The sequence below is a fragment of the Leisingera sp. ABM4_101 genome (assembly GCF_056158725.1).
This window is the reverse complement of the sequence record NZ_JBSWTV010000001.1, coordinates 170,242-193,674: the sequence shown is the minus strand read 5'-3', so window position 1 is coordinate 193,674 and position 23,433 is coordinate 170,242. Positions and strand designations below refer to the sequence as shown.

Sequence of the window (23,433 nt, the reverse complement as noted above, 5' to 3'; positions counted from 1 at the left end):
GGTTCCCGTGTGAACGTCATCGGGAAACTACACGGAAATTCATGCGAAAAAAGCATGGATTGACGCTCCCAAGAAGCCGTTTAAGTTTACGAAACGACTGCTAAAGAAAAAATATGATTTTCTTTCAATATATTACGTCACCCTCAAGAATTGAACAAATGCCTCCACGCGCTGTTTACCGCATCATTTTGGCAAGGAACCAATTGGAGGGCGCCATGCCTGAGCAGCGCAATATTGTCATCATCGGCGGCGGGGCTATCGGCCTCAGCCTGGCTTACCACCTGGCAAAGAAGGGGGCAGAAGACATCCTGCTTTTGGAACGCAACCAGCTGACCTCCGGCACCACCTGGCACGCGGCAGGCATTGTCGGCCCGCTTCGCTCCACCTTCAACATGACCAAACTGGCGTCAAGGGCGCTGCAGACCTTCCCGGAGCTGGAGCAGGAAACCGGGCTTGCGACCGGCTATCAGCAGACAACCGGCTATTGGATCGCCCGGCGGCCGGAACGGATGGATGAGCTGCACCGGATCCATGCGATGGCCGGCTATACCGGCATGTCGCCGGAAATCCTCACGGGCGAAGAAGTGGCGGCCCGGGTGCCAGGGATCAGCGCCGAAGGTATCTACGGCGCGCTGACACTCAAGGAGGACGGGCAGGTCAACCCGGTCGATCTGTCCATGGCCTATGCCAGGGGCGCCCGTAGCCGCGGAGTGGAGATCCGCGAAGGGGCCGTGGTGGCGCGGCTGCTGCAGAAGGGGGGCCGGGTGGCAGGTGTTGAAATGTCCGATGGCACCCGGATCGAGGCTAACCAGGTGGCCCTATGCGCTGGCGCGTGGTCCAAGAAGCTGGCCGATGACGCCGGCGTGGTGCTGCCGCAGCACGCGGTCAAGCACATGTATGTGGTAACGGAGCCGATCGAGGGCTTTCCCAAAACCTTCCCGGTGTTCCGCGACATGGAAACCCATGTCTACATGAAGGGCGACGCCGGCAAGCTGCTGGTCGGCTGGTTCGAGATGGATGCCAAACCCTGGGATCCCCATAGCCCCGAGGGCGACCGGCCATTCCTGGAGATGGAAGACGACTGGGAGCAGGCCGAACCCTTTATCGAAGCCGCTTTGACCATGTTTCCGGGGCTGGAGAGCGCCGGCATCCAGCATTTTCTGAACGGACCGGAAAGCTTTACTGCGGACAGCCGTCCGCTGGTGGGAGAAACGCCCGAAATGCAAAATCTGTTTGTGGCGACCGGATTGAACTCGGTGGGCATTATGTCCTCGGCCGGCGTTGGCGACGCATTGGCAAGCTGGATGATTGACGGCGAAGCCCCCAGCGGCCTTTGGGATATCGACATTCTGCGCTGCGATCCTTTGCAGTCCGGCCATGCCTACATGGAGGACAAGATGAAGGAGTCCGTCGGCAACAATTTTGCCATGCACTGGCCGTTCAAACAGCCCATATCCGGACGGAACCTGCGGCTGTCGCCGCTGCACGGGCAGCTGGATCAGGCCGGTGCAGTCTGGGGGGTTGGCGGCGCCTGGGAACGCACCCGCTGGTTTGCACAGGATGAGGCCGAGAAGAACCTGCCCTACGCCGCAGGCCCGCAGACATGGCAGTATGCAGCCAACCGCGAGGCACAGGCCATGGCAGCGGGTGTTTCATTGATTGACCTGTCGATGTTCACCAAAATCGACGTCTCGGGGCCGGATGCGCTGGCGCTGATGCAATGGGTCAGCACCGCTGACGTGGACGTGGCGGCGGGCCGTGCCGTTTATACCGCCTGGCTGAACCAGCGCGGTGGCACCGAGGCGGACCTGACCGTGACCCGGACAGGCAAGGATTGCTTCCGGGTGACGTCCGGCGCTGCGACCCGGCGCAAGGATCTGCAGTGGCTGCAGAAACAGGCCCGGCTGAAGGGTTTTGACGTGACCCTGGCCGATGTGACAGAAGCAGAAGCGGTGATTGGCGTAATGGGGCCAGACTCCCGCGCGCTGCTGAAAAAGTTGTCAGCTGACAACTGGGACGTCTTTGCCTTTTCCACAGCCCGAAGAGTCACAGTGGCAGGCGTTGCCGGCTGCGCTACCAGGATCAGTTTCGTGGGCGAGCTGGGCTGGGAAATCTCCGTTCCGGCAGGGCAGGGGCCTGTGTTGTTCGAAGCGCTGCGGACTGAGGGCACGGGACTGCTTGGCATTCACGCCTTTGACGGCTGCCGGATTGAGAAAGGTTTCAAGCATTGGGGCCACGATCTGGGGCCGGACATCTCGCCGTTGGAGGCAGGCATCGGATTTGCGGTGAACTGGACCAAGGGAGAGTTTCTTGGGCGCGGCGCTTTGCTGGCCCAAAAGGAGGGCGGCCTGACCCGCCGCCAGATCCTGCTGGAAGTGCAGGGCGATGCGCTGCTCCTGCACGACGAACCGGTCTGGGAAAACGGCGCCCGTGCCGGGCTGACCAGCTCCGGCGCTTGGGGGCCAAGGACGGGGAAGAACCTGTGCTTTGCCAACATTGCCATCGCACCAGGGGAAACTTTGGCCGCAACCCGGGCACGCAGGTTCGAGATCGAAGTGGCAGGGCGCAAATACAGCGCCGTGCCGCTGTCACAACCGCCCTATGATCCGGCCGGTCTGCGGATGAAAGGCTGAACCACCTTGGACCGGCCCGATTTCCGGGTTCCTTGCCGACCGGAGCCTGGCCGGCAAGGGAATGACGGAAGCCGGTCCCGCCGGAAAAGGGCTGTATCAGCCGGGCCCGTACGGGTTCTGCAGCTCTGCGATGAGCCGGCGCAGGCCTGGAATGTCCTGCGAAGCCGCCAGCGTAACACAGCGCAGCGGCCAGCTCAGCTCTGCGGCCAGCGGTACGGCGGCGACGTTGCTTTCCTTCGCTGCCGCCAGCACCTCGGCATCTGCGATAGCCCGGCCCGCTCCCTGCGCGGCCATGCTGATCAATGCCATTTGGGTCCGTGCCTCGGCACGGATATGAAAGGAAATATCATCGCGTCCGAACATCAGCTCCACGGCGCGGCGGAAGGGGCTGCTGGCAGGCAGCATAACCTGTGGCTGTTGCGCAAGCTCTGCCGCTGAGATGGCAGCGGCACCGGCCATTGGATCCTGCAGCGGCAGGACCGCCACGGGCTGGAGGCCGGCCAGACGCGTGCAGATGAGGTTCGGGTCGCCCGGATCGGACGAGATGACGGCGCAATCGGCATTGCCTTCCCGGAGTGCTGCAAGGCAGGCGCCTTCACTCAGAACATCCAAGTCAATTCTGAGCGCGGCGTGTTCTGCCATCAGCCTGCCTGCCGCAGCAGCGACCCGGGTATCGGCGGCCGCAGGAACTGCGGCCACCCTCAGGTGGCCGCCCGTGCCGGAGGCGATTTGCAAGGCAGTTTCCCGGATCCGTTCCAGCCCCTGGTAGTGCTTCTGAACCGCTTGCTGCAGGCTGTGCGCCGCCGCGGTGGGCGCAAATCCCCGGCCGGCGCGGTCAAACAGGGCAACACTCATCTCCGCTTCCAGGTCCGCAACAGCCCGGCTGATCGCCGGTTGCGAAATATGCAAAGCTTCCGCGGCCTTACGGGTGGAACGATGGCGGTAAGCCATCTGGAAAATCTCGATCTGGCGGGCAGTGATGCGCATCCCATCCGATAACATGTGAGCATCGGAAAATTCAATAAGATGATTTTTCATGCATGAGCTGCGCCGGTATCTTGCGGACCATCCAAGACCGCAGGGAGATTGCAGTGACCTCCGAGACTGCCTTGATGCTGTTTGCCGTAACTGCCGGGGCAGGGGTGCAGGCCGGGACCGGGATCGGCTTCAGCATCATTGCCGCCCCGGTGATGATGGTATTGCTGGGCACCGCCACAGCGGTTCCGGTGCTGCTGTTGCTGAACACGCTGGTTTCCGCCGTGGCGATTGATTTGCAAGCCTGGCGGGGCAGCAGGCCTTTGATCCGCAGTGCGGTGTCCGGCTGCCTGATGGGAATTCTGCTGGGTCTGCTGATCTATCCGTATTTGCCGGAGCCTGTTGTCCTGGCCCTGACAGCGGTCCTGCTGCTGGCGGGTGTTGCCGCATCGCTGCTGCCGCGGGTCAGGGTGGCCGGGGCACGCGGCTTCAGGGCAATTTCCGGCCTCTCAGGCCTGGCCACCGTCTGGGCCGCAACCCCCGGGCCGCTGATGATGCTGGGCCTTCTTGCGGCCGGCCATACGGCGCTGGACTGCCGCAAGCTGGTGCAACCGGTGGCACTGGCGGCATATGGGACTGCGTTCGCGCTGCACTGCCTGTCCGATTGGGCCGCCTTGGCCCGTGCCCCCTGGCTTTGGCAGCTGACAGTGGCGGCGGCGGCCGGCAGCCTGCTGGGCCGCTTGGCCGGGCCGTATCTGCCGCAGGCGGTTGTGGTACATATGACCCGCGGGATTTCAATTTTCGCCTGTGCCGCCCTGTTCCGGCGCGCATACCTGGCTGTATGACAAAGGATGAAAGAACAGATGGACATCGGCAAGAAGCTGGCAGAGTTCCCCCGCGCCAGATTGATGAACACTGCAACACCGGTTGAGCGGTTGGACCGCCTGTCGGAACAGCTGGGTATCGACCTGTGGATCAAACGCGACGATCTGACCGGCCTCAGCTTTGGCGGCAATAAGACCCGCCAGCTGGAATTCTATATGGGCGAGGCGCAGCAGCGGGGGGCGGACACCATTTTGATCACCGGCGCGGTGCAGTCCAATTTCGTCCGCACTGCTGCCGCCGCAGCAGTGAAACTGGGAATGCAGCCCGTGCTGCAGCTGGAGGAACGGGTGGCCGATATGGGTGACCTGTATTACCGCTCCGGCAATGTGCTGCTGGCGCAGATTCTGGGGGCGGAGCATATAAGCTACCCCTTGGGCGAGGATGAAGCGGGTGCCGACAACGCGCTTCACGAACGCGCGGACCAGCTTCGGGCGGCAGGGCGCAATCCCTATGTCATTCCTTTGGGTCTCGGCCACCCGCCGCTTGGCGCGCTTGGCTATGTGGCCGGCGCGGCTGAACTGGCCGCCCAGACCGGAGGATTCGATGCGGCTGTGGTACCATCCGGCAGCGGCGCGACCCACGGCGGTTTCCTGACCGGCTTGCGGCTGGCGGGCAAAACCGCACCGGTCTATGGCATTTGCGTGCGCCGCAGCCAGGCGCAGCAGCATTCCCGGATGCAGACTGTGCTGAGCAATCTGGCTGCGCTGATGCAGTTTGATCCGGCGCTGGTGACAGGCTGTATCCGTACCTGGGACGGCGCATTGGCCCCCGGCTACGGGCAGGTTGGGGCCGGCACCCGCGCTGCACTGCAGCTCATGGCCCGCAGCGAGGGGATCTTTCTGGATCCGGTTTATACCGCCAAGACATTTGCGGGGCTTCTGGGACTGCTGAATGAAGGGGTAATCCGCAAAGGGCAGAAAGTTGTTCTGCTGCACTCCGGCGGGCAGGCCGCCCTGTTTGCCTATCAGGAGGAGCTGCAGGCACGTGGCCTCGCGAAATATGGCAATGTCGGCAAAAGCCCTCCGGAGTGAAACTCCCCGGAGGGGACCCAGCTGCCAAGCCGCCTGCAAGAGGAGAGCGGCGCGGCGGACCGCACCGATGGGAGAGAAGGCGGCTTAGGCAGCTTTGGATGCGCGGAAACTGACTGGCGTGGCGCCAAAGCTGTTGCGGAACAGTTTGATGAAAGATGACAGCGACTTGAACCCGCAAGCCAATGCGATCTCTGTAACCGGCATGCTGGTGTCCTCGACCAGGCTGCGGCCCAATTCCAGCCGCTGCGCACGGTAGAATTTCACCGGCGAGGTCCCGAGATGGCGCAGAAACATCCGTTCCACCTGGCGCACCGACAGGCCGATCCCGGCCGCAATCTCATTGACGGGCAGGGGCTCTTCCATATTGGCCAGCATCAGATCAATGGCTTTTTGCAGCTTGGGCGGCACACCTCTGTAGCGGTCTGCCGCAGAGCAGGTCTGCGCCCGGCCGCCGCTGCGGGCAGATTGCAGCAGCAGGTAGTTCCGGATCTTCCCCGCAGTTCCGGCACAAATTTTGTTCTCCACCCAATTCAGGGCAAAATCCATTGCCCCCAGCTCGCCGGAGCAGCTGAACAGATTGCCATCCCGGACAAAAATTAAGTCCTCGAACTCCACATGGGGCAATGTCTCGCGGTTGGCCGGCAGCCGGGACCAATGGTCTGTGCCGCGTCTGATATGGCCCGACCGCGCAATCACCCGGACGGCAGCCCCCATTGCGCAGACTGGGGTCGCCGCGGTGCGGCAGCGGCGCACCAGGTCCAAAACCGCCACTTCTTCGTCTGCGGTCAAATGCTGGCCGGAGCAGATCACATAAACATCAGGCCGGGGCTGTGCCTCCGTGCTGCGCAGACTGTCCGCCAGTACCCCGTCCGGCGCCACCAGCACCTTGGAGCGCGACCTGATCGGTGCCCCATCCAGTGTCAGCAAAGAGACCTCAGCACAATCGCCGCTGGACACCGTCTGCACTGCATCAAGCACATCGGTCAGCGAAGTCAGGCTGAGCAGCGAAAACCCCCCAGTCAAAAGTATTGCCACATTGTGATATCGCCGCGGCCGTTGGTGCACTTGGGCCGCGGCGGCCGGAAAGGCATGAAGCTGTGTCATCTGTCTGCTTCCTGTCTTGCTAAGGTGTTGCGCCAGATGCCGGACGGCAGAGCCCGTTCCCGGCGGGCCCGGCGTGCGCAGGCTGGCCTCTGCGCCTGCGGCGGTGGCGTGCAATCGGGTGCTGGCGGCCAGTCATTCTTTGCTCCTGTTGATCTCTGTACCGGCTGGCGCTTCGGCGAATGGGCAAACCAGCCCGGTCCCAGAGGTGACGACACTATATTGCCACCAGAAAATGGGTTCCTCTCAAGACCCATTAATTGAGAAATGATATACCCACTTTAAAATGACACATGCCGCAAATCAGGGGTGCGCGCCCCTGGCACGTCCTTGTAAGCCCCATTCAGAAATGCCATCGGCAGTGCAAAGCAGGAAAGTCACCGCATAGCACTACAGTAACAAGGCTTTTCAGCCCGCGGATATCAAATATCGAAGGACTGGAAAGCCTTGTGGGTAAAGGGGATGCCTAAAGCGATTGTGACCTTGCGAGCTTAATGATCAACGCTAGGAAAACCGCCGCCACTGTCGGTATCGCAATAAATGTGATCGGGATGCAGAAAAACACTGCGCCATGTCTTGCGATCAACTCGTCGCATTCCAAAAGTTCGAAAGGCAGGTATCCCATCAGTGCGATTAACACGGCACCAGTTAGGAATATCGCTCCCTTGAGCATTACAGATTGCTCGCCTCTTTTTTTAATGAACTATGAGCCGCCTTTGTTGGTATATTTACCACCGCAAACCTGTCAATCACCGATAGCCGGCACCTCTGTGAGCGATACTTGAACCGCAACTCTTGTCTGGGTCCAGGGTAGGTGGCTCACCTCATTTCCTCTAGCATCTTTTCCCGGAAGACCTCTGCTGGGGTCTTCCACCCGAGACATTTGCGGGGTGTGTTGTTAAGACGGCCGCAGATCACTTTCATGTCGTGATCTGAGAGCTGTCGGATGTCGCGCTTTCGCGGGAGCCATCGCCGGGCCCGCCGGTTTGTGTTTTCGACGGTGCCTTTCTGCCACGGGCTTGATGGGTCGCAGAACCAAGTCTGTGTTCCGATTTCGGCTTGCAGGTGCGGCCAGCTAACGAACTCGGTGCCGCGATCGAAGGTGATCGATTTCCGCGCCAGGTGAGGCAGATCACGGATGGCCCTCATGATCTTGCCCATGACGGGCTTCGTGCGTTTGTTCGGGTTCTTCAACAAGACCGTGAAGCGGCTGGCGCGCTCAACCAGGGAAGTCACATTGGGCTGTCCAAGGCTTTGCTTGAACAGCATAAGATCAGCTTCCCAGTGCCCGAACTGGCGGCGGTGGGCCACATAATCCGGGCGGAACAGGATACTGACATCACAATGGAATTTGGACTTCTGAAGCTTGCGGGCGCGCCTTGGCCTGCGAGCTGCGCGGTGGGTTGGCAGATACCACCAGAGTTCCTGTCCCATACCTTCCTTGGAGTAGATGTAGCGGTAGATGGTTTCCTGGCAGACCCGAAGCCTGGCGCCTTCATGGATCATCCGGTTTCCGATTTGCTCCGGGGTCCACCCGTTCTTCAGACCTTCCACGACGCGCTTACGTAATTCAGGATGCCGGATCAGTTTCCGTTGTCGCGCGCGCCGGTCGGCTGCCATCAGCTGGGCCGCGGCACCGTAATAGCCATCACATTTTGGCAGGCAGGGATCGGAAAAATGGTTCCGCTTCAGTTCCCGGAATATCGTCGATCTGCAGCGGCCAAGCGCGCGCGCCATCTCGTTAACTGGAACCTTCGCATGCCTCCAGCGTTCAATCTTACGCCGCTCAGTGATACTCAGCTGGCTGTAAACAGCTCCCATTTCAATTCCTCTCGTCAGATAACATGCTGTTTTCTAACAAGTATCGCAGTTGGAGGTAGCGCGCTCCATTGTGAACTCACGCTGAAGCGCAATTTCTGATATGCCGTTCTATTCCAATCGGTTTTGGATTTCCATCAGCTCGTTTTCGAAGATCTCAGCAGGGGTATGATAGCCCAAGCACTTGCGCGGTGTGGAATTGAGGCGATGGCAAATCGACCTCAAATACCGATTTGTCAGCGCCGTCGGTTCGGTTGGTCTGGGCAGATATCGGCGCAGCCTGTTATTGGTGTTCTCAACCGTGCCTTTCTGGTACGGCGCTTGCGGGTCACAGAACCACACATCCGCACCGGTCCCGGCTTTGAGGTGCCGCCAGGCTGAGAACTCCGTACCTCGATCAAAGGTGATCGACTTGCGCGCATCGGCGGGCAGGGGAGCCAGGCCTTGGATTAGCGCTTCCATGATCGGCTTGGACTGGCGATCCTCGTTGCGCTTGACGACAGCATACCGGCTGACGCGCTCGACCAGGGAGGTTACGTTGACCTTCCCATGTTCCTTGCGGAACATCATCAGATCGCATTCCCAGTGGCCAAACTCGGCACGCTCAGAGATGCGCTCAGGCCTGTGGGACAGGCTTTGGACGTCGAAGATGTGTGTCCTGTTGTGCCTGCGATAACCCCGCGGCCTGCGACGGCAGCGGTGCTCGGGCAGGTGGCGATAGAACTGCTCGTCGCGGCCGTCCTTGGAATAGGCAAACCGATAGATCGTCTCATGGCTGACGCGGATCGGATGACGTTCCAAACGCATTCGGCCTGCGATCTGTTCCGGCGGCCAGCCAGCTTTGAGCCTGTCTTCGAAGGCTTCCTTCAGTTCAGGATAAACGATCATCTTGCGATGGATCGCGCGGCGCGCCTCGTATTTGTCCTGAGCGACAAGCGCGTGGTAGCCGTTCAGCTCCGGCAGTTCGTCGTCCGTATATTGGTTCCGCTTGATGTCCCGGTAGATCGTGCAGGGCGCGCGGCCCAAGCGATCAGCGATCTCCGCTATCGGCATTTTGGCTTCAAGCCACTTAGCGAGCTTGCGTCGTTCAACCAGCTTCAGGTGACAGTAGTGGCTTCCCATTCTTCATACTCCATGCAACTCTCTGTATTCGTAAAGAATTTGCACTTCGTTTGTGAATCCACCCCTGGGCACGTTCAGCGGCCCATAACTTGGATTATGTTTAATTATGCAAATACCACCAGCGCTAGGCCCCGATGCCCGGGCAAACCAGCGGAAGCCCGCGCCAGAACAGCCGTCTCAAAGGCGGCGGTCGCAGACGGCCGCCACCGTGAATAACAGTGTGCCTGAGGCACAGAAATTCTTACGAAAGAGGCTGCCGGACTGGCAACACGCTGTCACACCACGCCCTAAGCGCCGGTGCATTGTCAGAAAGCGGCTCAGCCAGCCCGCCTGAAAATTCCTGGAAGGCCGCCAAACCGCCAACCCCAACTCCAACCAGGACCGGTATTTCGCGGTCCAGCGCGGCGGCGATAACACTGCAAAAGCCGCGGCCCGCGCATTCTTCCGGGCCGAACTTGTTGAGCAGAAACAGGCTGGTGTTCGCCATCGGGTCCGCTTCGACCCGCGCCACCGCTTCGGCAATGGCGGCAGGATCCAGCCGGCAGGCCCCCGATCCGCCGCCAAGATCCTGCGTAATCTTGATAATGCTGCCCTCATGCAGCACACGCACTCTCATATCGCAGCCGTTTGCGTGGCCGCTGGAATAGCTCTGGTCTTTCACGATCCCCGACAGCTGCACGCCGCTGGCCTGCAGCGTGTCAGCGAGTTCTGACAGCAGACGGTCGGTTTCGCCGCGCTTTGGCGAGGTGACATATGCGATCTTCATTCAGTCCTCCAAATCTACTGAATACTTGTTCATGGCCGGACTGCACTCCGGCCGCTGAAAACGGGCCGGCGCACTGGACCCAAAAGCGCGGGCAGGAAGCCGGAAACAAAGGCCAGCCAGCCGATGCACCATATCAAGGCCGCCGCGGCAATCAGAGGTCCGGCCTGTCCGGGAAACAGCACGGCGGCCAAGCGGAGCCAAACCGTAAACCAAATCAATACGGTGCCGGCCACGAACCCCCAGCCCGCACGCATTATGCCATCCGGGCAATGGCAGGCCGCCCGTCCGGCAACTGCCATGATCAGCCCGGCCATGGCACCAATGGTTATGATGTGAACAGCGCCAGCCATTGGATAGTCCCCCAGGCCCAGCCCGCTGATCCCCATGGTCAAAGCCCCCAGCGGCAGCCAGAGAAAGGCCGCATGCAGTGCTGCCAGCAGCGGATTGCGGAACGCGATGCCTGTTTGCCAGCCCTTCGTGCCCCAGAGCATCGCAGCGGCTGCTGCGGCCAAGGCGGCATGGGCTGCAGCAGAATACTCCGCCAGCTTCAGCACCAGTGCAAATGCCAGCAGGGATTGAGACAGGACGCGCAGGCCCGGCCGCTCCTGCACTGGCCAGCGGGCGTCACCGTGTTGAGCGAACCAATTGCGGGTGAAGGCAGGAACTGCCCGCGCGGCAATGCTGAACATCAGCAACAGCAGGCCGGTCAAAATGGCTTCGGCCACTGCCAGGCTGTTCCAGATGCTGCCTGCAGCGGCTTCGAACAGAAACACGGCGTCACCCAGGCCAAGCGCCGCCACAGCTGCAGCAAACCCCAGCTTGCTGAATGCATTGGCGGCAACCAGCTGGCAAATGAGAAAACCTGAAAGCCCCAAAAAAAACAACGCACTGAGGAAAATCGACACTGCAAGCGGAAGCATGTCGAAGCTGGCGGCAGCACCCCGTGCAAGGAGCCAGGACAGCGTCAGGGCCTGCAAGGCGGTACCGCGCAAGGCAGGACGCCCGGTCCATCCTGGCAGTGCGGTCAGCAGATAGCCGCCAATGGCAGCGCCCCCGAAGCCAAAGATCAGTTCATGGACGTGCCACAGGACGGCAGGGCTGAACCGCGGCGCAGGCAAACCCCAATCAGCCCCCAAAGGCCACCAGGCCACGCTCAGCAGCGCGCAAAGAAACGACAGCAGAAACAGCGGACGGTACGGCGCATCCCAGAACGCGCCCAGATCCCGCCGCCAGGTCACGAGGCGGCCGGCCGGGCGGACCAGGACGCCCCGCTTGGCCCTTGCAGGAAACCATCGCTCAGCCTGGTTGAAGGTGAAGACCGGCGGATTTCATCCGCAACTGCACCGGAAGCGAGGTCACCGCTAAGCCGCTGCCGGTACAGCTGGCAAAGCCGGATGAATCCTTGCGACTGCGGCGACAGGCGCAAGGCTGACACTCCGGCACGGGCAAGGGTTTCGATCTGAAGATCGGCGCAGGCAAAGCTGTCTGACAAAGTCTGCACCCCGTTCATCGCCATAAAGGGCTGATCCTCCAAGGTCAGCACCTCCAACCCGTCAGGGTCGTTTTCGCAGGCGTACTGGCAGTTGTCCTTGGTCCGCTTGTGCAGCCGGGCGTGATAGCAGCGTCCGGATATTGCCAGAGGCAGGCGGCCATGCCCCCAAACCTCCACTGCGACACCGAGATCCGCCCCGGCGCGGGACAGTACTTGGACGGACCCGAGCGGCAGTTCGGGCGGCAGGCAGATGCGTTTGGCCCCTCGCGCGGCCAGCCAGGCCAGGGTGCCCTCATTATAAACATTGATCAGCGGACCCACGTGGAAACCTATCCCCTTGGGCAGATAAGCCAAGGCAGTCAGGTCGTTGATCTCTACCGTTACCCCCATCTCTGCCAGCCCGGCGGTCAGCTTGCGCTCCCGCTTGAGAGTGACCAGAGCAAGGCTGGTCAAGACCACTTCCTTACCTGCATCGGACAGGGCGGCCAGGGCCTCCGGTATGCGATCCTGATAAAATGGCAGGCGTTTGGAGCACACCAGTTCGCCCAGGACAACGCGGTCTACCGGCGCTTCTGCCAGCGCTGTGTAAAAGCCGCTCCAGGTATCGGCCGGCCAGAAGAATTGGTTTGGCCCGACAGTCAGTTCCATGCGGTTATCTCCAGGTTTTCTTGTAGGCGCCGGTGGTCATGGCCTGGCCTTCCGATAGCCGCGCCAGCATCCCTTCCGGCATCGGCCTGCCTGCCTCCAGCGCATCAACTGCAGCACGGAAGTTGCGCACCACCTGCGCCACATAGGACTTGGAGCGCTGGCGGCCCTCGATCTTCAATGCGGTGACACCAGCCTTCTGCAGCTGCGGGATCAGCTGTTCAGCATTGAGGCTGACCGGGTCCTCAAACAGATGCCCTGTCTGCCCGTCCGCAGAAAAGCACCCCTTGCAAAGCGTCGGATAGGGCGCCGGTTCATCCCTTTCCACGCGGTGGATCGTGAACCCGCCCAGCCTGGCATCCAGTGCGCCGTTGTCGTCGCGGTATTCCACGTGGCTCGCTGGCGAACAGACACCGTTCATGTTGGGTGAAAGCCCGGTTGCATAAGAGGAGAGTGAGCAGCGCCCCTCGGCCATGACGCACAGCCCGCCAAAGACAAAGACCTCAGTCTCCACTTCCGTTTCACCGTTGATGGCAGCAATTTCAGGCACCGAAAGAACACGCGGCAGCACCACGCGTTTCACCCCAAAGGTGGAAGCGTAGAAATTGATGATACTGGCATTGGCCGCAGCAGCCTGCACCGACAGGTGCAGCCGCAGATCCGGATGAGTGCGTGCGGCGTAGTCCAGCAAGCCTGGGTCCGCCAGGATCACGGCATCGGCACCGGAGCGCTGTGCATCATCGACGGCGCGGTGCCAGATGGCTTGATCACCTGCACGGGGAAACGTGTTGATCGCCACCAGCACCTTGGCGCCATGAGCATGTGCATATTCCACACCCTCGCGCATTTCCGCGCGGTCAAAATTCAGGCCGGGAAAGTTGCGGGCATTGGTCTCGTCATTGAAGCCGCAATAGACCGTATGGGCCCCGGCCTTAACAGCCGCGCGCAGCGCAGCAGGCGTGCCTGCGGGACAGACAATTTCCATCACCATGCTGCGGCCTCCTCTGGCCGTGTCAGGCAGACCCCCGTGCAGCGTTCTGCAAAAGCAGCAGCCTGCAGCAGGAACCGGGAAAACGGGCCGGACAGGGCGGCGATTTCCTGTGACAGGTCCAATTCGGCGTCATCCACGGCATTGCGCAACGCCAAAGCCGCCCCGGTGTCCCCCTCAATCACCAGATCGCGCGAGAAAAACAGCGCGTCCCCGTCATAGGCGCCATGAACCAGACCCAGCAGCGCAGCGATCGGGCCGGAAATCCGGACCGCCTCGCTGCAGCTGTTGCGGGCAGCATGGACCGAGGGCGCGCCGTCATTCGGATTCAGGCACAAGACAATCGGCAGATCAACCGGATCCAGGATGAACCTTGTCCGGCTGTGCTCCCCCAGGCGGCGGAACAGGCCGGGGTGGCGCCTGGCGATCCGGCGGCTGCAGGCCGTCAGAGAGACGGACAGCGGCGCCAGAGGCACCACCCGCAAAACATTTGCCAGGGCCGCCGGGCAATTGGGAATTGAGGTCTGGGGCTGGGGCAATTGACAGTGTTCCTTTCCGGCCAAAGGCTTCTCTTGGCACAGGTTTAGGCAAGCCATCGCCGCCGGAGTTTGACGGCGCGCAAATTCACCCAGTGAAAACTTGCTAATGAGCCACTGCACTCAGCCGAGGAGAAGTCCCGTCCGTACCCTTCCGCCATACCCCAGCCTGCGCCATTTCCTTGACTGGTGTTCGGCAACCGGCCAGTTCCTGAGGATTGCTGAGCCGGTCCAGGTGCGCCATCAGATGACTGCAGTGCATCGCGCCGTTCTGGAAGCACGGGGGCCAGTGCTGCAGTTTGACCGCCCGGTTTTGGCAAACGGGCAAACTTCGGGTATTCCGGTGGCCGTAAACCTGTTTGGAACCGCCAGCCGCGTGGCCGCGGGTCTAGGAGTTGGCTTGGATCAACTGGACAGCTTGGGGGCTTTTCTCGCGGCGCTCCGCTCGCCGCCGCCACCGGACGGGCTGCGGGATGCTTTGTCCCGCTGGCCGATGCTCAAGGCCGCGCTGGCGGCGCGGCCAAAGATCGTCAAATCGGCGCCGGTACAGGCTGTCGTGCGCGAGGGGCGCAGCGCCAGTTTGGAAACCCTTCCGGTCCAGACCCATTGGCCCGGGGACGCAGCCCCGCTGATCACCTGGCCAGTGGTGATCACCCGACCGCACGGGAGCCGGCCGGACAGCATCAACAGCTGCAATGCCGGCGTTTACCGGACCCAGGTCCTGGACCGCAGCCGGCTGATCATGCGCTGGCTGCCGCACCGCGGCGGGGCAGCACATCACCGCAGCTGGGCACGCCGGGGCGAAAAAATGCCGGTGGCTGTGGTTCTGGGCGCTGATCCGGCGGCACTGCTGTCGGCGGCGCTGCCCTTGCCCGAGACAGTGTCAGAGCTCACCTTTGCCGGGGCGCTTGGCGGCGCACGGCCGCGCATGGTTCCCTGCAAAAGCGTGCCGCTGATGGTTCCCGCAAATGCCGAGATCGTTCTGGAGGGGTGGGTGTCAGCTGAAGAAACCGCACCCGAAGGGCCGTTTGGCGATCACACCGGCTATTACAACCCCGCAGAGCCCTTTCCGGTTATGCAGCTTAGCGCTGTAACGCACCGGGAAAGCCCGCTGTACCTGTCCACCTATACCGGCCGCCCGCCCGATGAGCCCGCCATCATCGGCGAAGTGTTCAACCGGATTGCGCTGCCGGCAATTCAGGCCCAGATCCCGGAAATCCGCGATTTGTGGCTGCCGCCCGCAGCCTGCTCCTACCGGATTGCCGTCGTCAGCATCGATAAGCGTTACCCGGGCCAGGCGCGCCGGGTGATGATGGCGCTGTGGGGGATGCTGCCCCAGTTCAGCTACACCAAGATGATCATCGCAGTGGACGCAGAGACAGATCCCCGGAACTGGGACGACATCGCCTGGGTGCTGGCCACCCGCATGGACCCGTCCCGGGACGTGATGATTTTGGAAGGCACACCTATGGATTACCTTGACTTCGCATCTCCGCAACCCGGTCTAGCGGGCAAGATCGGTATCGACGCCACAACAAAGATTGGCAGTGAAACAACCCGGGAATGGGGCCAGGTCATGCAAGGGAATGCCAAGGATCAGGCCTTTGCCGCTGACCTGATTTCACGCTTGATGCCGGAGCTGGGCGCGTGACTGCGCGGCGGGTTGTGCTGGGGGTGACGGGCGCGTCCGGCGCCATGCTCAGCCTGGCCGCGGCACGGCATCTGGCCGCCATGGGCGTGGAGATTGACCTGGTGGCCAGCACCGCCGCCAAACGCACCCTGGCAGAGGAATGCAGCCCCGGAGCCTTACAGGCCCTTGAGGCACTGGCCGCACGCAGCCATGCGATTGACGATATCGGTGCCGTCATTGCATCGGGCTCTGTTCCGGTGTCAGGGATGATTGCCGCGCCGTGTTCGATGCGGTCTCTGGCCGCAATTGCCCATGGGCTCGACGACAACCTGCTGACACGGGCTGCGGCTGTGCAGCTCAAGGAACGGCGGCGCCTGATTCTGCTCACACGTGAGGCGCCATTGACGCTGGCGCATCTGCGGAACATGACTGCCGTGACGGAAATGGGGGCAATCGTGCTGCCGCCCGTCCCCGCGTTCTATCTGCCGCATGCGACAGTGACGGACGCCGCAAACCAGATTGCAGCCCGTGCCGTCGACTTATTGGGGGTTTCGGCTCCATGCGCACAATCCTGGTCACCCAGGGTCGCAGAGTGAGGCAGACCTGGCTGCAGCCAGGCTGCCTGCCCAATGACCTGCTATGTTCATTCCGGGAAATATGAGATACCGGCTATAACATCGGCAATCCCGAAATAAACAGCGGACACTCCGGATGAAACGGCTGCAAGACATTGACCTTAGGCTTCTTCGCAGCTTCCAGGCAATTGCCAGAGCAGGAGGGCTCGCCGGCGCGCAGGCGGCGCTCAATTGCTCGCAATCCACGTTGTCCACGCAGCTGGCTGACCTGGAAACCCGTCTGGGGTTCCGGCTGTGCAGCCGGGGGCGCGCGGGATTTTCCTTGACACCCGAAGGAAAGAAGCTGCTGGCAGCGCTGGAGGATCTCTTTGCCGCTGCCGACCGATTTCAGAATGCAGCCGCCACAATTTCCGGCGACCTGAGAGGTGTGCTGCGCATCGGCATCATGGATGCAATGCTCGCCAACACGGCCTGGCCGCTGCCGACGGTGCTTGGCCGTTTTTCCGAGCGCGCAGCGGACACCTATGTAGATCTGTCGCTGGTTTCTCCGGCGGCGATGGAGAACCTGGTCCTGGACGGCCAGCGGGATGCGGTGATCGGCCCATTTCCGGTCAAGCGCGCCGGGCTGGAGTATGTCCCGCTGTTTCAGGAACGGCACTCCCTATATGCGGCCTCACAGCACCCCCTGACCCGTAAGTCAGGCGTCACATTCGAGGATCTGAGCGCTCACGCGCTGATTGTCACAGCTGGCGAGCTGCGGCGGTTCCCGTTTATCCGCCGCCGCCGGACTGCGGAGGGGGAGGAAAACATCTGCCCCGCCGCCACGGTCGACCAGATGGAGACACATGCCATTTTGATCCGCAGCGGGCGTTACGTGGGCTTCTTGCCGGATTACTATGGCGGATCCCTGTCCGGCATGGAGGCACTGAAAACCGGCAGCACCCTGCAGTACCTGTCGCCGATTTATCTGGCTTACCGCAAGACTGCAGATCAAAACATCATACTGCGGGCCTTCATCAGCCGGGTAAAGGAACAGGAGCTGGCCGATGGCGCCCTGCTGCGGTCCGGCGCCGTGATACCCCTGGAAAGCTAAAACATCGGCAAGTTCGATGTATTACCGTCATGGTCCGTATTTTTCGGAGCACATAGCGGCGTTACCTTCTCTGCGCACCGGCTTGTACAAAGCTTGAAGGAGAGAAGAAATGAACGAGACATGCCAAACGGCCCCGAAAGCACCACTGGTTCTGGACGCCGCCGCGGTAGAGGCACTGCTGCCGCGGGTGGACAGCCTGGGGGCCATGCGGGAGCTATTTTCCGAACTTGGCCGCGGCCAGGCTGTGCAGCCAAAGCAAACCCTGACCTTGTTCCCCGGAGACCAGGGTGATTTCATCACCTATTTGGGTGCCAGCAGCGGAGCTGGCCTGTTTGGCGCCAAATTGTCGCCCTATCTGCCGCGGCCCGGCAAGCCGGTAGTCACCGCCTGGACCCTGCTCATGTCGATGGAGAACGGGCAGCCGCTCATGCTGTGCGCTTCCGATGCATTGACGACTGAACGCACTGCCGCGACCACTGCGCTGGCGGTTGATCACCTAGCCCGGCCAGAGGCACGCGAACTGGCCATTATCGGGTCGGGCAAGGTGGCGCAGGCGCATCTGCGGCATGTATTGCCGCTGCGCAACTGGACAGGGATCCGTGTCTATTCTCCAAGCCTTGCGCACACTCCCCGGCTGGCGGACCTGTGGCGCAGCCTGGACAGCGGCGTCAGTTTTGCCGCCTCGCCCAGCGAAGCCTGTGCAGAAGCAGATGCCGTGATGCTCTGCACATCTTCCGGGGCGCCGGTAATTGATACAGCCAGTATAGCCGCAGGAACCCTAGTCACATCCATCAGCACCAACGTTGATAATGCGCATGAGGTTGATCCCGCGTTCCTATCGCAAGCAGAGGTTTATTGCGACGACTGCAGAACCACGCCGTCCTCGGCAGGGGAAATGAAACTTGCTGCTGCCGCAGGCTGGACAGCTGACGCCATTCGCGGCGACCTGGCGCAGCTGCAGAACCACGGCTGCGAAACCCCTTCTGGCAGCAAGCCGGTCTTTTTCCGCTCCATCGGCCTGGGGCTGGAGGACATCTTCATGGCCCGCGCCATCTATGACGCCGCACAGCGCTGACACAGAAAAACGGAGTGAAACCAATGGATATCAAACCCTTCGGTGTTGAAATCTGGATGAATGAGTTCGAGACCAAAAGCGAGCTCAACCTGGCGGAAACCTGCGTGGAGTCGATCACGCTGGGTGAGCTGTTCGCCATGGCCGGTTTGCGCGGCAGCATCCTGGACGAACTGTCGGCGATGAAGATGACCTATGGCGCCATTGAAGGCTCCGCCCGGCTGCGCAATGCGGTTGCCGGCCTCTATCAAAAGCAGGAACCCAGCAATATTCTGACCACCCACGGCACCATCGGGGCAAACGCGCTGGTGCATCAGGCCCTGGTATCACGCGGCGACCATGTGATTTCGGTTATTCCGACCTACCAGCAGCACTACTCGATCCCGGAGAGCATCGGCGCCGGCATTGAGCTGCTGCACCTGCGGCCTGAAAACGGCTTTCTGCCCGACCTGCAGGAATTGCGCGACATGGTGCGGCCCGGCACCAGGTTGATTGCAATCAATAACCCCAACAACCCCACCGGCGCCCTGATGGACCGCGCGCTGCTGGAGCAGATCGCAGATATCGCCCGCAGCGCAGATGCCTGGCTGCTGTGCGACGAGGTCTATCGCGGCACCGATCAGCAGGGGGACGGCTTCACCGCCTCGGTGGCGGACCTCTATGAAAAGGGCATCAGCACCGCGGGCATGTCCAAGGCCTATTCGCTGGCTGGGCTGCGGGTCGGCTGGATTGCCGGACCGCAGGACTTGCTGCATCAGGTCATGCTTCACCGCGACTACAACACAATTTCCGTTGGTGCCGTGGATGAGCTGCTGGCAGCCATCGCATTGGAAAACAGAGAAAAGATTCTGCAGCGCGCACGCCAGATCACCCGCGCGAACCTGCGGACCCTGAACGAATGGGTGCAGAGCGAACCGCTGATCACCTGGGTGCCGCCGCAATCGGGCACCACAGCTTTGCTGAAATATGACCTGCCGCTGCCCTCCCGGGATCTTTGCGTGACGCTGCTGCAGGAGGAAGGCGTAATGCTGACACCCGGCAGCGCCATGGACATGGAGGGCTGGCTGCGGCTGGGCTATGCCAACCCGGCGTCCGACCTAAGGGAAGGGCTTAAGCGGTTCTCAGCTTTTCTCGCCCGCTGCGCCCGGTCCTGAACTGGGCGGCCGCAGCAGGTTGCTTCCGGCCTGGAAAGCGATTTGGAGAATGTGGTGATCGCGCTGACCCCCGGGCCGGTCCTGGCGGCTGCGTGAAAGCGGCCTCGCCGATGGTGCCTGTCACCGGGGCCGCTGAAGAGCAGCGCAGCGCATCCCCGCCGGTTTCATCGGAACAGGCGGCCATGATTGCATCAGCACCGGGATGGCGGGTCACGTCTTCCAGCAGACCAGGCACGCATACCGGCAGGCCACCGATCAGAATCCGGCCATATGCATGATCAGCGGGAATTCCCAATTCAGCACCCCGTCGAAAATCTTGGGCACGCTCCGCTGTTTCTCACCCAACAAAAGCAGGATCAACACTTTGAACAGAAACGCCAGCCCAGTTGCCCTTAGAAGACTTGAGTGACAGTACTTCGAAGTATTTTTAATTGACTGTTCAATCAATAACCGGCAACCTCTCTGCCAGGCCCCGGCCAGCCGGGCTGTGCGGCCCGAAACCAACGTCTTTCTGGAAAGATGAAGATGACCCGACCCAACATCCTGATTTTCATGGTGGATCAGCTGAACGGCACATTGTTCCCGGATGGTCCTGCGGAATGGCTTCATGCCCCGAATCTGAAGAAACTCGCCGAACGCTCCACCCGGTTCCGCAACGCCTATACCGCGTCGCCGCTTTGTGCGCCGGGGCGGGCCAGCTTCATGTCTGGCCAGCTGCCATCAGCGACCCGGGTCTATGACAATGCCGCGGAGTTTGCGTCCTCTATCCCGACCTACGCGCACCATCTGCGGCGGGCAGGCTATTACACATGCCTGTCCGGCAAGATGCATTTCGTCGGTCCCGATCAGCTGCATGGGTTCGAGGACCGGCTGACCACCGACATCTATCCGCCGGACTTCGGCTGGACCCCGGACTATCGCAAACCCGGGGAGCGCATCGACTGGTGGTATCACAACATGGGCTCTGTCACCGGGGCGGGAGTTGGGGAAATTTCCAATCAGATGGAATTCGACGACGAGGTGGCCTTTCACGCCACCCAGAAGATCTATGACCTGGCCCGCGGCAAGGACGATCGCCCCTGGGCCCTGACCGTTTCCTTTACCCACCCCCACGATCCCTATGTGGCGCGCAAGAAATACTGGGATCTCTATGAGGATTGCGCGCATTTGCTGCCAGAGGTGGCGGATCTTGGCTATGACAACCAGGACCCCCACGCCAAACGGATTTTTGACGCCAACGACTGGCGCAGCTTCGATATCACCGAGGAGGACATCCGCCGCTCCCGCAGGGCGTATTTCGCCAATATTTCCTATCTGGACGACAAGATCGGAGAGGTGATGGAGGCGCTGGAAAACACCCGGCAGGAGGCGATCATCCTGTTCGTCTCCGACCATGGCGACATGCTGGGTGAGCGCGGCCTGTGGTTCAAGATGAGCTTCTACGAGGGCTCCTCCCGCGTGCCGCTCATGGTGAGCGCGCCGCAAATGACGCCTGGGCTGATAGAGACGCCCGTGTCCAACATCGATGTCTGCCCGACACTATGCGACCTGGCCGGGGTCAGCATGGCCGAGGTGATGCCTTGGACGTCCGGCGAAACACTGGTGCCGCTGGGCCAGGGCGGCAGCCGGACGACGCCGGTGGCGATGGAATACGCGGCAGAGGCGTCTTATGCTCCGATGGTCTCCCTGCGGCAGGGTCAGTGGAAGCTGAACCTGTGCAGCCTGGACCCGGACCAGTTGTTCGATCTGGATGCCGACCCCCATGAGCTGACCAACCTGGCAGAGGATCCGGCCCACACGGAAGCGCTGGAAAGCCTCAAGGCAGAGGCCGCCGCGCGCTGGGATCTGGACCGTTTTGATGCCGAAGTCCGGGAAAGCCAGGCCCGCCGCTGGGTCGTCTATGAGGCCCTGCGCGAAGGCGGTTACTTCCCCTGGGATTACCAGCCCCTGCAAAAGGCCAGCGAACGCTACATGCGCAATCACATGGACTTGAACGTGGTGGAAGAGAACGCGCGTTTCCCCAGAGGGGAATAGGTGGGCGGCCTCCGAATTGCTGACTGAAACCCGGTGCCGGTCAACGTATGGCCGGCACCGGGCTTCCCCTGCACGTGTCTTCCCATTTCCGCGTGCAGGGGCCCCGTCTCTGCCAGCCTTTGCGCCGCCCGGGCAAATTGACGCTCTGCCCGCGGCCCGTATAGAAACGCCTGCAACAAAGGGGATTTTCGTGCCGAAACTTGGAATGGAGCCGAAACGCCGGGCCGATCTTGTTTCGGCCGTCATCGACGAGATTGGCGAAGCCCGATCGCTGGACGTGACAGTGTCAAAGATTGCCAAACGCGCAGGCATGAGCAGCGGATTGGCGCATCACTATTTCGGAAGCAAGGACCAGATGCTGATCGCCGCCATGCGGCACATTCTCAGCGTGTTCTCCCGCCGGGTGGCGCAGGGCCAGGCCCAGGCCGGCAGCCCGCGGGGCCGCCTGGACGCAATCATTCTCGCCAATTTCGAAGACCATGTTTTCGACCACCGCAAAACCTCGGCCTGGCTGTCGTTTTATGCCCTTGCCCACAGCAACCAGGATGCCGCCAGGCTGATGCAGATCTACCAGGCCCGGCTGCGCGCCAACCTGATGCATGACCTGCGCAAGCTGGCCCGCAACCCCGCCATGATCGAACGCGCGCTTTCTTCGCTGATCGACGGGGTTTACTTGCGCGCTGCCCTCAGCGGCAGGGGCACGGACCCCGAAGCGGCGCGCCTGGTGCAGGAAACTTTGGACGCCCTGCTGGAAACCGATGCCAGAGGGCCAGAATAGGTTTCACCGTTTTTGTTCCCGGCGCAGCTGATGCGGTGTCACGCCGAATTCATGCCGGTAGGCCTTGGCCAGGGAGGCGGAAGACGGGAAACCGCAGGCCAGGGCAATTTCGACCACCGGCAGGCTGGTGTCGGTAATCAGCTTGCCCGCCATCTTCAACCGCACCCGCCGGTAATACTTGGCCGGTGTGGTATCGAGATGGGTCAGAAACAGCCGCTCCAGATGCCGGACGGAGATGCCTGCGCGCTCGGCAATCACCGCGGTCGGTAACGGGTTTTCCACCGCTTCCTCCATCAGCGCAATCGCCTTGGCCAGGCGGTCGCCCAGGAAATTCACGTTGCCGCTCGCGCCTTTCGGCTGTTCACCGGAAAGCCCGCGCGCGGTTTCGATCATCATCATGCTGGCCAGCTCCGCACTGTCCTGCGGCGTCAGGACTTCAGACAGCAGCCGGATAACGATTTCTGCAGTATGCGCGCGCCCCGCACAGGTGAAGATCCCGGCGTTATTTTCAACCAATTGACTGGAAACCATTGGAAAGTCTCCCGTTTCAGCCAGGGCTGCTGCATCCTTCCAGTGGGTTGTGACCGGCCCGGAAGGCGCTGAGGATCTGATATAGGCCGTTGCCGCCTCTGACAGCAGGAACACCGGGCGGCGCAGCTGCTGCATGGCCCGGGCGCGCTGTTGCCAATTGCCGCCGGAACAATTGCGGCCGCCGGTCACAAACAGATAGTCCTTCAGGTATTGCACCCCGATTGCAGGTTCTGCGCGAACCAGAACCTCTGAACTGCTGGACACAAGCCCCGGCAGATCAGAGGTGACCTGCCAGTTAAACAGCACACCCGCTTCCAGCCCGTTGGCGGCCTGCAGCACTGCAATAACAGAGGCCAGCTCGAAATGGGAAAAACCCGGCCGCACATAGACTTCAAAGCTCAGGGTTTTTCTGAACTGGTCCGGCGGTGTAGAGTTTGTTGCGGGGCGGATTCGCACGTCTTGGTTTCCAGGCTGGCAAATTCGGGACTGCGGCAAAGCGCAGTCTTTCAGCTACCACAGGCAGCCGTGCAATACACCTGTCAGACGCGCGCACGATTTGCCGCATGAACTGTGC

At 61.6% G+C, this 23,433-nt stretch carries 20 protein-coding genes; 10 read left to right on the top strand and 10 right to left on the bottom strand.

Features of this window, described 5'->3' with window-relative positions; translation table 11 throughout:
* Window positions 1-215: 215 nt before the first annotated feature.
* Window positions 216-2,633, top strand: coding sequence for a GcvT family protein (locus ACXAEK_RS00865; RefSeq protein ID WP_475039204.1), 2,418 nt, complete (start codon window positions 216-218; stop codon window positions 2,631-2,633).
* A 96-nt stretch (window positions 2,634-2,729) separates the two neighbouring features.
* Here ACXAEK_RS00865 and ACXAEK_RS00860 read toward each other — a convergent pair whose 3' ends face one another.
* Window positions 2,730-3,671, bottom strand: a complete 942-nt coding sequence (locus ACXAEK_RS00860; protein ID WP_475039202.1) for a LysR family transcriptional regulator — start codon at window positions 3,669-3,671, stop codon at window positions 2,730-2,732.
* Window positions 3,672-3,724: 53 nt separating this feature from the next.
* Between ACXAEK_RS00860 and ACXAEK_RS00855 the strand changes: the two genes are divergently transcribed.
* Both ACXAEK_RS00855 and ACXAEK_RS00850 read left to right on the top strand, forming a co-directional pair.
* Window positions 3,725-4,453, top strand: coding sequence for a hypothetical protein (locus ACXAEK_RS00855; protein WP_475039200.1), 729 nt, complete (start codon window positions 3,725-3,727; stop codon window positions 4,451-4,453).
* Window positions 4,454-4,459: 6 nt separating this feature from the next.
* The gene (locus tag ACXAEK_RS00850; RefSeq protein ID WP_475039199.1) at window positions 4,460-5,524 is read left to right on the top strand and encodes a D-cysteine desulfhydrase family protein; all 1,065 of its coding nucleotides are present in this window, start codon (window positions 4,460-4,462) and stop codon (window positions 5,522-5,524) included.
* A gap of 84 nt (window positions 5,525-5,608) precedes the next feature.
* Here the strand turns inward: ACXAEK_RS00850 and ACXAEK_RS00845 are convergent, their stop codons facing one another.
* The 8 genes from ACXAEK_RS00845 to ubiT form a co-directional block, all read right to left on the bottom strand.
* Window positions 5,609-6,628: a GlxA family transcriptional regulator gene (locus ACXAEK_RS00845; RefSeq protein WP_475039197.1), complete on the bottom strand. Its 1,020-nt coding sequence runs from the start codon at window positions 6,626-6,628 to the stop codon at window positions 5,609-5,611.
* Between the two features lie 816 nt (window positions 6,629-7,444).
* Window positions 7,445-8,446, bottom strand: coding sequence for an IS30 family transposase (locus ACXAEK_RS00840; protein ID WP_475039195.1), 1,002 nt, complete (start codon window positions 8,444-8,446; stop codon window positions 7,445-7,447).
* Window positions 8,447-8,554: 108 nt separating this feature from the next.
* Window positions 8,555-9,565 carry an IS30 family transposase gene (locus ACXAEK_RS00835; protein ID WP_475039194.1) on the bottom strand — a complete coding sequence of 337 codons (1,011 nt, stop codon included), beginning with the start codon at window positions 9,563-9,565 and terminating at the stop codon, window positions 8,555-8,557.
* A gap of 241 nt (window positions 9,566-9,806) precedes the next feature.
* Window positions 9,807-10,331 carry a DUF2478 domain-containing protein gene (locus ACXAEK_RS00830; RefSeq protein ID WP_475039192.1) on the bottom strand — a complete coding sequence of 175 codons (525 nt, stop codon included), beginning with the start codon at window positions 10,329-10,331 and terminating at the stop codon, window positions 9,807-9,809.
* Window positions 10,332-10,360: 29 nt separating this feature from the next.
* Complete coding sequence (locus tag ACXAEK_RS00825) at window positions 10,361-11,569, bottom strand: NnrS family protein (RefSeq protein ID WP_475039190.1); 1,209 nt, start codon at window positions 11,567-11,569, stop codon at window positions 10,361-10,363.
* Complete coding sequence (gene ubiV / locus ACXAEK_RS00820) at window positions 11,566-12,471, bottom strand: ubiquinone anaerobic biosynthesis protein UbiV (protein ID WP_475039189.1); 906 nt, start codon at window positions 12,469-12,471, stop codon at window positions 11,566-11,568. The genes ACXAEK_RS00825 and ubiV overlap by 4 nt, the downstream gene beginning before the upstream one ends.
* A gap of 4 nt (window positions 12,472-12,475) precedes the next feature.
* Window positions 12,476-13,453 (bottom strand): ubiquinone anaerobic biosynthesis protein UbiU, encoded by a 978-nt coding sequence (ubiU, locus tag ACXAEK_RS00815; protein ID WP_475039292.1) that lies wholly within the window; start codon window positions 13,451-13,453, stop codon window positions 12,476-12,478.
* Window positions 13,453-13,995 (bottom strand): ubiquinone anaerobic biosynthesis accessory factor UbiT, encoded by a 543-nt coding sequence (gene ubiT, locus ACXAEK_RS00810; RefSeq protein WP_475039187.1) that lies wholly within the window; start codon window positions 13,993-13,995, stop codon window positions 13,453-13,455. The genes ubiU and ubiT overlap by 1 nt, the downstream gene beginning before the upstream one ends.
* 106 nt (window positions 13,996-14,101) lie before the next feature.
* On the opposite strand from ubiT, the gene ACXAEK_RS00805 reads away from it, so the two are divergent.
* The 7 genes from ACXAEK_RS00805 to betI all read left to right on the top strand — a co-directional run bounded on the left by ACXAEK_RS00805 (window position 14,102) and on the right by betI (window position 22,328).
* A complete protein-coding gene (locus ACXAEK_RS00805) occupies window positions 14,102-15,643 on the top strand; it encodes a UbiD family decarboxylase (protein ID WP_475039185.1) in 1,542 nt (513 codons plus the stop codon).
* Window positions 15,640-16,218, top strand: a complete 579-nt coding sequence (locus ACXAEK_RS00800) for a UbiX family flavin prenyltransferase (RefSeq protein WP_475039184.1) — start codon at window positions 15,640-15,642, stop codon at window positions 16,216-16,218. The genes ACXAEK_RS00805 and ACXAEK_RS00800 overlap by 4 nt, the downstream gene beginning before the upstream one ends.
* Before the next feature lie 115 nt (window positions 16,219-16,333).
* Entirely contained in the window at window positions 16,334-17,290 is a 957-nt protein-coding gene (locus tag ACXAEK_RS00795) for a LysR family transcriptional regulator (RefSeq protein WP_475039182.1), read from the top strand.
* A gap of 109 nt (window positions 17,291-17,399) precedes the next feature.
* A complete protein-coding gene (locus ACXAEK_RS00790; protein ID WP_475039181.1) occupies window positions 17,400-18,365 on the top strand; it encodes an ornithine cyclodeaminase family protein in 966 nt (321 codons plus the stop codon).
* A gap of 23 nt (window positions 18,366-18,388) precedes the next feature.
* The gene (locus tag ACXAEK_RS00785) at window positions 18,389-19,516 is read left to right on the top strand and encodes an aminotransferase (RefSeq protein ID WP_475039179.1); all 1,128 of its coding nucleotides are present in this window, start codon (window positions 18,389-18,391) and stop codon (window positions 19,514-19,516) included.
* A gap of 525 nt (window positions 19,517-20,041) precedes the next feature.
* Window positions 20,042-21,550, top strand: coding sequence for a choline-sulfatase (betC, locus tag ACXAEK_RS00780; RefSeq protein WP_475039178.1), 1,509 nt, complete (start codon window positions 20,042-20,044; stop codon window positions 21,548-21,550).
* 190 nt (window positions 21,551-21,740) lie between these two features.
* Window positions 21,741-22,328: a choline-binding transcriptional repressor BetI gene (gene betI, locus ACXAEK_RS00775; RefSeq protein WP_475039177.1), complete on the top strand. Its 588-nt coding sequence runs from the start codon at window positions 21,741-21,743 to the stop codon at window positions 22,326-22,328.
* 3 nt (window positions 22,329-22,331) lie between these two features.
* Here the strand turns inward: betI and ACXAEK_RS00770 are convergent, their stop codons facing one another.
* On the bottom strand, window positions 22,332-23,315 hold the full coding sequence (locus ACXAEK_RS00770) for a GlxA family transcriptional regulator (protein ID WP_475039176.1): 984 nt from the start codon (window positions 23,313-23,315) through the stop codon (window positions 22,332-22,334).
* Window positions 23,316-23,433: the final 118 nt, after the last annotated feature.